Annotated in this window: 10 protein-coding genes; 8 read left to right on the top strand and 2 right to left on the bottom strand. The window is 46.8% G+C overall.

Annotated elements, in window-relative coordinates:
• Positions 1-2 precede the first annotated feature (2 nt).
• Positions 3-1631 carry a CotH kinase family protein gene (locus tag DR864_RS14115; RefSeq protein WP_162793823.1) on the bottom strand — a complete coding sequence of 543 codons (1629 nt, stop codon included), beginning with the start codon at positions 1629-1631 and terminating at the stop codon, positions 3-5.
• 176 nt (positions 1632-1807) lie between these two features.
• Between DR864_RS14115 and DR864_RS14110 the strand changes: the two genes are divergently transcribed.
• From DR864_RS14110 to DR864_RS14080, 7 genes are all read left to right on the top strand, one after another.
• Positions 1808-2269 (top strand): QcrA and Rieske domain-containing protein, encoded by a 462-nt coding sequence (locus tag DR864_RS14110; RefSeq protein ID WP_205319249.1) that lies wholly within the window; start codon positions 1808-1810, stop codon positions 2267-2269.
• Positions 2270-2277: 8 nt separating this feature from the next.
• Positions 2278-3327, top strand: a complete 1050-nt coding sequence (locus tag DR864_RS14105) for an AMP-binding protein (protein WP_114067583.1) — start codon at positions 2278-2280, stop codon at positions 3325-3327.
• A 45-nt stretch (positions 3328-3372) separates the two neighbouring features.
• Positions 3373-4140, top strand: a complete 768-nt coding sequence (locus tag DR864_RS14100; protein WP_114067582.1) for a hypothetical protein — start codon at positions 3373-3375, stop codon at positions 4138-4140.
• A 37-nt stretch (positions 4141-4177) separates the two neighbouring features.
• The gene (locus DR864_RS14095) at positions 4178-5560 is read left to right on the top strand and encodes a sensor histidine kinase (RefSeq protein ID WP_114067581.1); all 1383 of its coding nucleotides are present in this window, start codon (positions 4178-4180) and stop codon (positions 5558-5560) included.
• Positions 5561-5590: 30 nt separating this feature from the next.
• Positions 5591-6136: a PH domain-containing protein gene (locus DR864_RS14090; RefSeq protein WP_114067580.1), complete on the top strand. Its 546-nt coding sequence runs from the start codon at positions 5591-5593 to the stop codon at positions 6134-6136.
• Positions 6137-6217: 81 nt separating this feature from the next.
• Positions 6218-7147: a hydroxypyruvate isomerase family protein gene (locus DR864_RS14085; protein WP_114067579.1), complete on the top strand. Its 930-nt coding sequence runs from the start codon at positions 6218-6220 to the stop codon at positions 7145-7147.
• A 101-nt stretch (positions 7148-7248) separates the two neighbouring features.
• Positions 7249-8004 (top strand): class I SAM-dependent methyltransferase, encoded by a 756-nt coding sequence (locus tag DR864_RS14080; protein WP_114067578.1) that lies wholly within the window; start codon positions 7249-7251, stop codon positions 8002-8004.
• A 34-nt stretch (positions 8005-8038) separates the two neighbouring features.
• On the opposite strand, the gene DR864_RS14075 is transcribed toward DR864_RS14080, so the two are convergent.
• Positions 8039-8920: a helix-turn-helix domain-containing protein gene (locus DR864_RS14075; RefSeq protein WP_114067577.1), complete on the bottom strand. Its 882-nt coding sequence runs from the start codon at positions 8918-8920 to the stop codon at positions 8039-8041.
• Positions 8921-9120: 200 nt separating this feature from the next.
• Here DR864_RS14075 and DR864_RS14070 point away from each other — a divergent pair, with 200 nt between their 5' ends.
• Positions 9121-12333, top strand: coding sequence for a DUF1553 domain-containing protein (locus DR864_RS14070; RefSeq protein ID WP_114067576.1), 3213 nt, complete (start codon positions 9121-9123; stop codon positions 12331-12333).
• Positions 12334-12346 lie beyond the last annotated feature (13 nt).

Below are 12346 nucleotides of genomic sequence, written 5' to 3'. Positions count from 1 at the left end.
GTTTATCGTTTCATCATTTTTTTCTGAAGCACTTCTCGGGGCGTATGGATACGTAAAATATACGTACCCGAAGGTCCTGTTACGGGTAACGAAATTTCGTTTTTGGCATGTTCAAGAAAATGAAGTTTGGTATCCAGCAACCGACCGTTTATGTCAAATACTTCCGTCAATATCTCCATCGGTCGTGGGGTTTTTAGTACCAATCGAGCTTGTTCTGAAAAAGGATTGGGGGCTAATTCTACGCTGATTTCGTTAGTCGTCGGGCTAGGGTCGACAGCCGTCAGTGTACCGGGCATAGAGGCATCAAGCCACGCTAATCGGGCTGAAAGCCAGTTTTTTAGCTCATTGATTTCACCCTGCCAAGTGGTAGGAACAGGCTTGGGGTTGGGCCAAACATATACCCCCAAAACGGGCCACCGCTGAAAATTACGCTGTTGGGAGGATTGTAAAGTAGTGGCTAGTGAGTCGATATAAGCATTGAGTCGTTCGGTTTTCCATGGGCCAGCGCGCATCCGTGTGTATTCACCGTAAAGGGTATTGACAAAATAAGGGTCTTCCAACATGCGTTTCCACTGGAAAGGCATCAGCCAATTGTCGTCTGGGCAAATATCGCCGTAAAGATAGGCCCAGCCATAGGGTTGGTTGCCCTGGCAATAATCTACGTTGGCAAATGCCAAATCGTAATCCCAAGCCGGACCCGCTTTGATTTTTCCTTTTTTACTGTCGCGTTCTTTGTGAAAAAAACTGCTGATTCGGTACCCGTCTACGTTCTTGGAAGCTTCATTGACCAGAAATATCTGTGCAAACGAAAGTGGGTCAAAATATCGCCGATAGCCGTTGACAGAATCTCGAAATGTGGCACCGTTTAGGACTGCTTCGGCGGTATTTACGTGGTTTCGAAGATAGAGCCGTTGCTCACTCGTCATGTCGTCAAACTTCGGGTACTCGTACAAATACAGGGTACGCTGCCCACGACTTGCTTTCAAGGGTGGAATTTGGGAGTACCAACCCGCACTTCCTCCCGAGCCAGTGGTTTTGTCGATTTTAAAGATGTAGCCGCCTGTGAGGGCATCGCCGCTGTTGTCGGCACTCGACATTTTGGTGATTCCGAGCCGCCCGTTGCTGCGTTTTATCTTTTCCATCAAAACATAAATGCCTTCATAACGACCGTTTACGACCAGTTCTACGTAGTGGGTTCGGCTGGCGTACATTCCCAAATCATTGGCCATCTTCATTGCCAATACATTGTGAATGAGGCTTTTCTCGTTGTAAGACGCAAACAAAATCCAATCTTCGTTTTTGGGCATTCCCAATAGCGCCACTTCTTTGTTTTCGCCTTGGGCGTCGCGGAGTTCAAAACCGTACGATTTTTTTGGGAACATCTGCGACGAGGAACCACGAAATTCAATGCCAGCAAAGCCATCGTACACGTTGGGGGCGTCGGTGAGGGAAGTGATTTTGTCGGGACCGTTGTAGATGATTTTTATTTTGACGGTTGTTTTGGGCTCATCCACAATCGATCTTCCTTCCGTCTCAATCACCACAATCGGTAAGTTGGTAGAGTAGAAACCTTGGGCATAAATACCGCTGTGGAACAACAGCCAACCGCACAATCCAATCAATTTTTTCATTTTTACAATCTTTTTTGCCCCCTTACGTTTCCATAGGTAATTAGTGAATAAATGTAAGAAAACAACCTTTTGTTTGTTGAAATAGCATCGTTTTTGTTTAAAATCGGTTACTGTTAAACGCATTTAAACAGAGAATGTTTAATTTAAAAACGTGAATGTATAAAACTCATTAACAAATGATTACGCAGGAAAAAACGACGGCCATGGACCGGAAAGAATTTTTTAAAATGGTTGGAATAAGTGTGGGTGCCATTGTATTACAACAATGTTTGTCTGGGTGTAGTACTGGAGGAACCGATGATCCCAAGCCAGGTGATGAAACGCCGACGAATGATTTTACGCTGAATGTCAACGACCCGAATTATACCGCCCTCCGTACCGCTGGGGGATTCATTCGCTACAAAGGAATCATCATTGCTCGTACCTTGCAGGGAGCCGTTATTGCGGTTTCTCAGGCGTGTACGCACGAAGGAACTCCCGTAAATTATGTAAGTTCAAACAGTACCTTTGTGTGCCCCAATCACGGGTCGGTTTTTTCGGATAGAGGGACGGTGCAGACTGGCCCCGCTACAAAGCCACTTACATCCTATAAAACCTCCTTTGATGCCTCTACGGGGGTGATTGAGGTTATTGTTTAAAAGTGAGAATGTATTACGAAATTCATCCCGCAAAAATTCTCCAAACTCCCGCGCCTAGTGACCCGTATTTTCGGCAGGCGTGGGAGTTTTGTCATGATTGGGCTTTGGGACAAACAACGTTTGTTCTTCATACCTCAGGGTCTACGGGGCAGCCTAAGCCCATTACGCTTACGCGCGCTCAAATGCAGGCCAGTGCCCGCATGACTGGGAAGGCACTGGGGTTGCAAGAAGGAGATGCCGCGCTCGTTTGCTTAAACGTATCCTACATTGCAGGCACAATGATGCTCGTGCGGGGCATGGAAATCGGCCTGAAGATGTACATTGTGCCGCCGTCTTCGCAGCCGTTTGAGGCGTTGTCAGAAGAAATTAACGTTGATTTTGCGGCCTTTGTACCGCTGCAAATCCAAACCATGTTAGAAACTCAACCGTCACGCCTTGATTCTTTAAAGGTCATTTTGGTTGGTGGAGCGGCGATTAGCGGGGCTTTATTGACCAAAATCAAAGCCGTGCACGCTTCGGTATTTAGTACCTACGGAATGACGGAAACCGTGTCGCACGTGGCTTTACAACGCCTTAACGGCGCTAATGAAGCGGATAAGTCGTACCAGTTATTAACGGGAATAGAAGCCGAGGTTGATGAGCGCAACTGCTTGCGAGTCAGGGGTGATGTGACCAACGGGGAATGGGTACAAACCAATGATGTGGTCGTATTTACGGGTGAGCGGCAGTTTCAAATTCTGGGTCGGGCCGATAATATCATCAATAGTGGTGGTGTAAAAATTCAGTTGGAAAAGGTAGAAAGGGCCTTTGAACGGGTATGGAATCGGGCAGAGCGGTATTTTGCGTGGTGGAAACCCGATGAGCGCTTGGGGCAACGATTGATTTTGTTGCTTGAGATCTCGGAAGTGGTGGATGTAGAAGCCTTAAATAAAGCGTTAATCTCTCTCTTAAGCCCTTACGAAATCCCCAAGGAGCTGATTAGGGTGGAAAAATTTCGCGAAACTCCCACGGGAAAAGTAGATAAACGGGCTACCTTTGCAAGTACCCAATCGTTGTAAAGACTTGAAAAAGCGACGATTATTCACTCAATCAATCCCTGAAAAATGTCATTGTTTCGTCAGATCATCCTTCATTTTGAAACCTCGGCTCAATTGCCGCCGCCTTATTCATACCAATATGCATTAACGCTTTCTCCCGTGGCGGAGCTTTTGCAGGTCGATTTGAATTTAACGTACACGCACCGCGACGAACTGGATGCCGATGAGATTGAAGCCGAGGGATTTACGGACAACGATGATTATCATTGGAAAGGGGAGTTAGACAAAGTATGGCGTGGCGAACTGGAAAAATTGTTGGCTAAAACCCGCCTCTCTGGAGGAATCATGCTCGACGATGAGCAGGATTTTTTGACCTTGGAGTGGCAAACGGAAAAACTCCAGCGGGGCCAGCCCGAAAACCTGAGCGACTGGCATTACTTTGCGCAGGAGCTGTTGCAGGCCATCTTCGAAACGTCGGGTAAAGAGCGCGCTTTTGAATTACACATTCTTGATGTGACCGCGCAGGGAACGGTGGAAGCTATTGTAACGGCCTCTTTTCGGACGCGCAATGCGCAGATAAAACGTGTGGTGGATGGTGGCAAATCATCGCTTCGGTTTTATCCGTGGCACGAATTGCCGCATTTGATGGAGGTGCTTTATGCACCCAATTGGCTCTCTGATAACGCCGCCACCCAAAAGCCTAAACGCAATGGGCTGTACTTCAATCCAGGTGATGAATTGTGGTATGAGTACAATAAACAGGTGGTTGAGCCTGGAAAAGGCGCTTCGACTTTGCCTAAATTAAAAAGCCTGATTGGCAAATTATTGAGTTAACCCCTCGCTGCCCAATATTTTTTCGGCTGTATTTTTTATGAAAATTCGGACCAAAATAGCGCTTCAGTTTACGGCCATCATCGCGTTGATTTTGGCTACATTCTCAGCGTCGTTTTATTACATCGCCCAACAAAACCGCAAAGATGAGTTTTTTGCGCGGCTGCGCGACCGGGCTTTGACGGATGCCAATTTGCTCATAAAAGTAGGCCCAATCAATACCAAACTGCTGAAACTCATTGATCAAGAAACGCTTTCTAAGCTGTACGCCGAGAAAGTGTTGATGTTTAACGCCGACAATAAAGTTCTTTACGCCAGCTACAGCGCCGATAGTCTGGAAATTTATTACTTCTACAATCCTGAGTTGTTGAAGCGCGTACGTGAGCGGACCTACGTCGAAACCACCCGCGACAGCCTCGATGTGGTGGGCGTGATGTATACAGATGAAGAAAAAGGGGAGTTTGTGGTGATGGCTTCGGCGCAGGATTACATGGGCAAAATTCAGCTCGAAAAACTCCGGGAATCGTTGGTCTATAGTTTTTTGTTTGGGGTGCTGATTACCATTGTGTTAGGGTTCATCTTTGCAGGGCAGTCGCTCAAACCTATTTCGGCGATGAACAAGGAAATCAGTACAATCACTGCCTATAACCTTCGAAAACCGCTCAATGAAGGGAATCGACAGGATGAGATTGCTCAATTGGCCATCAATTTTAACCAAATGCTAGAGCGACTCGAAGAGTCGTTTGACTTACAGCGAAGTTTTGTGTCCAATGCTTCGCATGAATTACGGACACCGCTGGCAGGATTGAAATCCGAAATTCAGGTCTCATTGGAAGAAGAGCGCACACCCGACGAATACCGTAAAGTGCTGCGCTCGGTGCTAAATGATACCCAACGGCTCATTCAGTTGACCAATGGTTTGCTCCAATTGGCGCAATCGGAAAAAAAAGAGCGTTCCATCAGTTTTCAGGAAGTGCGGCTTGATGAGCTGATTTTTGAAACGCAGGAGGAGTTATTAAGCCTTCATAATGATTATCAGATAAACATTGATTTTGACGATATACCTGATTTAGAGCAAGATATTACCGTTTTGGGCAATGGGCCTCTCCTAAAAACCGTCTTCAGTAATCTGATTGATAATGCTTGTAAATATTCTTCCGAAAAACGGGCGGAAGTGCGCATTGGTTTCAACGACAAAAGTTGTTTCGTTCGGGTGATAGACAAGGGAATCGGGATTCCTGACGACGAGAAACAGCGCATTTTTGAGCCGCTTTACCGCGCCAAAAACGCCACTGCTTTTCGCGGATACGGCATAGGCCTGTCGGTTTGCCGGCGGATTGTGGATATGCATCGAGGCTCGATTCGGTTGCAGAGTGAATTACAGAAAGGCAGTACTTTTGAGGTAGTATTGCCGCACGTTTAGCGATAAACTAATTTACTAACCCCCATATTCGTGGAAACTTCTGACAAATCTGTATTCAAAGCTCAATTCAATGAGCTTGTTAAGCCCTACATGGTGCTCTATGTAGGCTCGCTCTTTTTCGTTACCGTCATCGGGATTGTTCTGCTGCCATTTTGGTTTTTGGGCGTAGGCCAGTGGTGGAGCCGCCATTATTACGACAAGCTGGAATGTGAACTCACCGAAACCGCCATCCGCTTCAAAAAAGGGATTTTGGTGCAGGTAGAGAAAACGATTCCATTAGAAAATATTCAGGATGTGACCTTTGTGGAAGGGCCGTTGTTGAAGTACTTTCACTTGTGTATCCTCAAATTTGAAACGGCTGGTCAAAGCGCAGGTCAGGCAAATGATATGCAACTGGTCGGTATTATCAACGCGCAGGAATTGCGTAACTTGATTTTGTCGCAACGCCAAAAACGAATGCAGGCAAAAAACACCGCCCCTGCCAACCCCGTTTCCGACAACGCAGTCGTGCTTCAGGAAATAAAAGAATTGTTGGCCGATATTAAAGGCATTATGCAGAGCCAACGTGTTCAGTAATTTGTTTTGATTAGAAAAGCGCGCTCCATTGCTTTTGCAGTCAAATCGTTTATTCACTCAAACTTCCCAAACGACACAACTATGTTTCGTCGCGACTTTGTAAAATCTGCCCTTACGGCTACGGGAGCCACGTTGGCGGGTGGCACTGCTGCCGCTTTCAATACGGCCGCTCCCAAGGCAAAAAATAACTTTAAATTGGCGTATGCTCCCCACTTTGGGATGTTTAGCAACAGCGCTGGCAAAGACCCCATCGACCAGCTCAAATTCATGGCCGACAATGGCTTCATGGCCTTAGAAGACAACGGTATGATGGGAAAACCTGTAGAACTGCAAACCAAAATTGGAGAAACACTGGCCAAATTGGGCATGACAATGGGCGTGTTTGTGGTAGACAAAGGCGGAAACTCTCAGAATACGCTGGCCGCCGGCAAGCAGGCCCACGTAGATATTTTTCTGGACGGCTGCAAGCGCGCCGTAGAAACCGCCAAGCGTTGCAATGCCAAATGGATGACGGTCGTGCCTGGTGATTTTGAGCGTAATCTCCCCATTGGTATCCAAACAGGCCATGTGATTGACGCTTTGCGTCGCGGGGCGGATATTTTGGCTCCGCACGGATTGACAATGGTGTTGGAGCCGTTGAGCGACAGCCCTAATTTGTTCCTGCAAACCTCTGACCAGACCTACGAAATTTGCCGCGCGGTCAACAGCCCTGCGTGTAAGATTCTGTTTGACATCTATCATATGCAGAAAACCGAAGGGCACATCATTCCGCACATCGACTGGTGCTGGAGCGAAATCGGGTATTTTCAAATCGGTGATAACCCAGGCCGTAAAGAGCCAACTACGGGTGAAATCAATTATAAAAACGTGTTTAAGCACATTTATACCAAGATGAAGGCCAATAACCAAAACTTCATTTTTGGGATGGAACACGGCAATTCCAAGCCCGGCAAAGAAGGCGAAGAAGCACTAATCAAAGCCTATATTGAGTCAGATAGTTTTACGATATGATTTGCTAACTTTGCGGTCTAAACGTTGGCGAGGCTTTGAATAACGTCGGCGAGGTTCAAAACCTCGCCGACGTTTCATTTCACCGACGTTAACTTTACTGCATGAAATCACTTCTCAAAAATATCATTGGCCCCGCAGGCCGCAAAAAACTTAGGGCCGTTCAAGCATCAACTCGGGCGGCTATTTACGGACTAGGCAATGAGGTCGAATGTCCGATTTGCGGCAGCACCTACAGTCAATTTCTCCCCTTCAACCGCCCCAATGCATTGTGTCATACTTGCAAGTCGCTCGAACGGCATCGGTTGGTGTATTTGTATCTGAAAAATAAAACGGATTTTTTTGAGGGGCCTAAAAAAGTGCTGCATTTTGCGCCCGAAAAGTGCCTTCACGACGTCATTCGGCAATATTCTAATATCGACTACCAAACCGCCGATTTGATGACGACCTACATCGATGCCATCGGTGTCATGCCCGACCACGTCATGTCGGTGACCGACATCAAATTTCCCGACAATACCTTCGACGTCGTTATCTGCAACCACGTTTTTGAGCTCGTACCCGACGATGCGCTCGGAATGCGCGAGATTTACCGGGTGCTCAAACCCAACGGTTACGCCATCATTCAGGGAGCGGTCAACAATCATCTTACCCAAACCATCGAAACCCAAGACCTCAGCCCCGACGAGCGCAAACGCATCGCGGGTGCGCACCAGCACGTACGCCGCTACGGTCTCGATTATCGTCGCCGCCTTGCCGGCGCTGGCTTTCGCGTAGAAGTAAGCGATTACGTCAAAAAACTTGACTACAAACGCTACGGACTCATGGCCGATGAGGAAGTGTATGTGTGTTGGAAGTAGTGTATTTGTCAATCTGAAAGGGGCTGCGATAGAACTACACCCTCCGATTATTCTTCCGGTACACACTCGGCGTCTGGCCCGTTACTTTTTTAAAAGTTCTGGAGAAGTACGCTAGGCTTTCAAAACCCGTTTCGGCGGCAATTTCATTGAACGTTAAATCGGTGGTAATTATTAGAAATTGAGCCCGCTCGACGCGTTTTAGTTGGATGTAGGCCGCAGGTCGCTCACCCGTGCTTTCTTTGAAGATTCGAGAAAAATAATCCGCATTTTGGTGGACTCTTTCGGCCAAAAACGCCACGGTTAAGTTGGTTTGAAGGTTTTGTTGAATATAGCGTATCGTCTCCGAGACTTTATAAGAGAGGGTAGTTTCGGAATCAGAACAAAAGTCTTCGGTACCGATAAAACGGGAGAGTAATTGCAAGATAATGCCCTGCGTTTCGACGTAGGCCGACAGCGATACACGGTTGTTTAGCTCCTGAAATTCCTGAATGATGGGGCGTTTTTCGTACTCTTTTGGGTCGGTGGATTTGAATAAACCGCGCTCGGGGTTTAAAGTAATCAGGCGTTTGAAATGCCTAAAATCGTCGCTATTGGCGGGAATTTTAAATATTTTTCGGTTGCCCACAAAAAAAGAAACCTCATCGGAAGTTGCTTCTAAAATATGCAGATAGTATTGGCTCAAATCATTAGGACAATAATAACTGCACTGCGTAAAACTCGGAATGAGGTATAAAAAATGGCCCTCAAGCGTAACGTTTTGTGTGGTATTTGAGAGCGTTCCATGACCTTCATCAATCAGATATAATCGGTAAAAAGGACTGATAATGTGCTTATAGTTCCAGCTTTTGTTCAACTGTACATAATCCACGTTGAGTAACGAAAAAGTGGAGTTAAAAGCAAATTTGTGCGTAGACATAGAACACTGATTATAAGATTTTTAATAAGAATTATGTTGTTAGTACGCGTAAATTAGGATAATCATAAAAGTCAGTGTTCTATAAATTCAATCATAAAAATAAGCGTTAAAAGTCGGATTTGTGCAAACCTTAGTCTTGTTTGTATAATTCAAATAAATAATTAAACTTTAAATTTGTCAGCCTAAAATTAGAAGTCATCATGCCTCGATATTATTTGCTGCTTTTTGGGATTGTGTGCTTGTCGGTGATTGGATGCACTCCTGATCTCCCCGACGACGTAGCGGCGGCGTATAAAGAATTGCCCGACGAATTGGATTACAATCTGCACGTCAAACCTATTTTGTCGGATAAATGCTTTGCCTGCCACGGCCCCGACAAAGCCAAGCAAAAAGCGGGTTTACGACTCGATATTGCCGACTTTGCGTTTGCGAACCTTCCCGAAAATCCCAATAAAGTAGCCATCGACCCTGGCGATTTGGAAGATAGCGAAGTGTTTCATCGCATCCTTTCAACCGACCCCGAGTACATGATGCCCACGCCCAATTCGCACCTGCAACTCACGGCGCAGGAGAAGGCCGTATTGGTCAAATGGATCAAAGACGGGGCCGAATACAAACCTCATTGGGCGTTTGTGGCGGCCGAAAAGCCCGACGTTCCCGACGTACAAAACGAAGATTGGGTCATTAATCCGGTAGATAATTTTATCCTTAAAAAACTCGAAGAGGAAAAATTATCGCCCGCTAAAATGGCCGATAAAGAAACACTACTTCGGCGGCTTTCGCTCGATTTGACGGGCTTGCCGCCTACATTGGCCGAAATCGACGCGTTCTTGAAAGATAATTCCCCCGATGCTTACGAAAAACAGGTAGACCGTTTGTTGAAATCACCGCATTATGGCGAAAAAATGGCCGTAGATTGGTTGGATTTGGCCCGTTTTGCTGATTCTCACGGCTATACCGTCGACCGCCTGCGCGATATGTCGCCTTACCGCGATTGGGTCATTGGGGCGTTCAACAAAAATATGCCCTACGATAAGTTTGTCCATTGGCAATTGGCAGGCGACTTGATGCCCCAGCCAACGAAGGAAATGCGGATTGCCACGGCCTTCAATCGCAATCACCAGCAAAATCTGGAGGGCGGTATCATTGAAGAAGAGTTTCAAACGGAATACGTAGTAGACCGCACCAATACCTTTGGCGACGCATTTTTGGGGCTTTCGGTCGGTTGTGCCAAGTGCCACGACCATAAGTATGACCCTATTTCGCAGAAAAATTATTACGAATTGTTCAGCTTTTTCAACAATGTGAAGGAAGCGGGACAGATTTCTTGGGACGATGCTATGCCTTCGCCCACGTTGTTGCTGCCGACTTCGGAGCAGGAAAAAGTGCTGGCATTTATCAATACCCAAATCAAACAGCAGGAAGCCGTTGTAAATCAAACAAAAACAAAGGCGGGGGGAAGTTTTGACCAATGGCTTGTGGCAAACGGTCATCAAAAATTGGCCAAACAAACGATTCCGCAAACGGGTTTGATAGCCCATTTTGGGTTTGAAAATGATTTAAAAAATAGCCTTAGCCCAAAACAAATGGGCCGAATGTTGCGTGAGTCGGGCGAGGAAACGCCCGCTTTTGCCGACCGAGGTAATACTAAAGCCTTGGCCCTCAACGGTGATGTGTGGCTAGATTTGGATTGCGTAGGCGCGTACCGGAAATCCCAACCCTTCAGCGTAGGGCTTTGGGTAAATATCCCCAAAAATCTGAAAGAAGGGGTCATTATTCACAAAAGCCAAGCGGAGCGATTGTATAATTTTAGGGGCTGGCATTTGTATTTAAAAGACAATAAGTTTGAACTCAATATGGCGCACGTTGCGCCGTCAAATGCCATTACGCGTGTATCGAAGCAATCGGTCGCGCGTGATAAATGGATTCAGTTGACCATTACGTATGATGGCTCAGCGCAAGCGCAGGGGCTTCGGTTGTACTTGGATGGTAGCGAATTGGCGATGGAAACTACGATGGACCAACTTCAAAAAGACATCTTGTTTCGGTCGCGGGAGCAGTCGGGGATTCAGGTAGGTGGATGGTGGCGCGGCTGGGGATTTACCGACGGAAAAGTCGACGATATTACGTTTTACGACCGAGTTTTGACGTCGTTTGAATTAAAACAGTTGGCCCAAAAAGCCAATTGGAACGCCATTGCGACCAAAACCAAAGCGCAGCTTTCGGCAGTTGAATTGGCTGATTTAAAGGAATATTACTTATCTGCCATTGAGCCGACTACCCTCATAGCGCGCCAAAAATTGCAGCAATTGCGCTCAACCTTGGCCGATTCGACCGAGAAAGTGAAAGAATTGATGGTGATGCAGGAATCGCCAAAACCCAAGAAAGCACACGTTCTTTTGCGGGGTAATTATGATGCGTTTGGCGAAGAAGTTTTTCCCAATACGCCCGAAACAATTTTAGCTTTCCCCAAAGATTTTCCCAAAAATCGCTACGGATTAGCACAGTGGCTCACGCACGAAGACCATCCCCTCACGGCGCGGGTAGCGGTGAATCGGTTGTGGCAAAATTTCTTCGGAACGGGTTTGGTAAAAACCACCGAAGACTTTGGAAATCAGGGAGAATTGCCGAGTCATTTAGGCTTGCTAGATTATTTGGCGGTTACGTTCAGAGAAAGTGGATGGGACGTAAAACAGTTGAACAAACTCATCGTGATGTCGGCTACTTATCGTCAAGCCTCCCAAACGACCAAACAAGCCCGCGAAAAAGACCCCGAAAATCGTTGGTTGTCGCACGGGCCTTCTTATCGCCTCACCGCCGAAATGATTCGGGATAACGCATTGATGGCGAGTGGATTGTTGAATCCCGAAATCGGCGGCCGCAGCGTGAAACCGTACCAGCCAGAAGGCTTATGGCTTATCAATAGCGCCAATTACGTGCCCGATTCGGGCGCGGCGGTGTATCGGCGCAGTTTGTACATACTGGCAAAACGCGCTGTTCCGAACCCTACCCTTTCGACTTTTGATGCCACTTCTCGGAGTTTTTGTGTGGTACGTCGTCAAAAAACCAATACCCCTTTGCAAGCTTTGGTCACGCTCAACGACCCGACATTTGTGGAAGCCTCTAAGGTGATGGGCGAGCAAATGGCCCAAATGCCCGATCCCAAACAGGCCATTGTGACGGTTTATCGAAAACTGACGGGACGCAGGCCGTCGTCCAAAGAAGTAGAATTGCTAGCGGCCTTACAAAAGGCTCAACTGCAAAAATTTAGCCAAAACCCGTTAAAAACAAACGGTTGGCTTATGGCTGGGCAATACAAAGCAGATGCGAAATTGGACGCGTCGCTTATTGCGGCCAATGCCGTAGTTGCGAGTACAATATTGAATTCAGACGCAAGTTTAACAAAGAGATAACCGCCCGACTATC

Origin of the sequence: Runella rosea, assembly GCF_003325355.1 — a bacterium.
In the GTDB taxonomy this organism is placed as follows: domain Bacteria; phylum Bacteroidota; class Bacteroidia; order Cytophagales; family Spirosomataceae; genus Runella; species Runella rosea.
Note: the sequence above shows the minus strand (reverse complement) of the source record. Positions and strands in the feature narration are given on the sequence as shown.

Excerpts from the sequence above, each read along its gene's own strand:
- DR864_RS14115 (WP_162793823.1), bottom strand. The coding sequence starts at position 1,631 with ATGAAAAAATTGATTGGATTGTGCGGTTGGCTGTTGTTCCACAGCGGT.
- DR864_RS14110 (WP_205319249.1), top strand. The coding sequence starts at position 1,808 with ATGATTACGCAGGAAAAAACGACGGCCATGGACCGGAAAGAATTTTTT.
- DR864_RS14105 (WP_114067583.1), top strand. The coding sequence starts at position 2,278 with ATGTATTACGAAATTCATCCCGCAAAAATTCTCCAAACTCCCGCGCCT.
- DR864_RS14100 (WP_114067582.1), top strand. The coding sequence starts at position 3,373 with ATGTCATTGTTTCGTCAGATCATCCTTCATTTTGAAACCTCGGCTCAA.
- DR864_RS14095 (WP_114067581.1), top strand. The coding sequence starts at position 4,178 with ATGAAAATTCGGACCAAAATAGCGCTTCAGTTTACGGCCATCATCGCG.
- DR864_RS14085 (WP_114067579.1), top strand. The coding sequence starts at position 6,218 with ATGTTTCGTCGCGACTTTGTAAAATCTGCCCTTACGGCTACGGGAGCC.
- DR864_RS14080 (WP_114067578.1), top strand. The coding sequence starts at position 7,249 with ATGAAATCACTTCTCAAAAATATCATTGGCCCCGCAGGCCGCAAAAAA.
- DR864_RS14075 (WP_114067577.1), bottom strand. The coding sequence starts at position 8,920 with ATGTCTACGCACAAATTTGCTTTTAACTCCACTTTTTCGTTACTCAAC.
- DR864_RS14070 (WP_114067576.1), top strand. The coding sequence starts at position 9,121 with ATGCCTCGATATTATTTGCTGCTTTTTGGGATTGTGTGCTTGTCGGTG.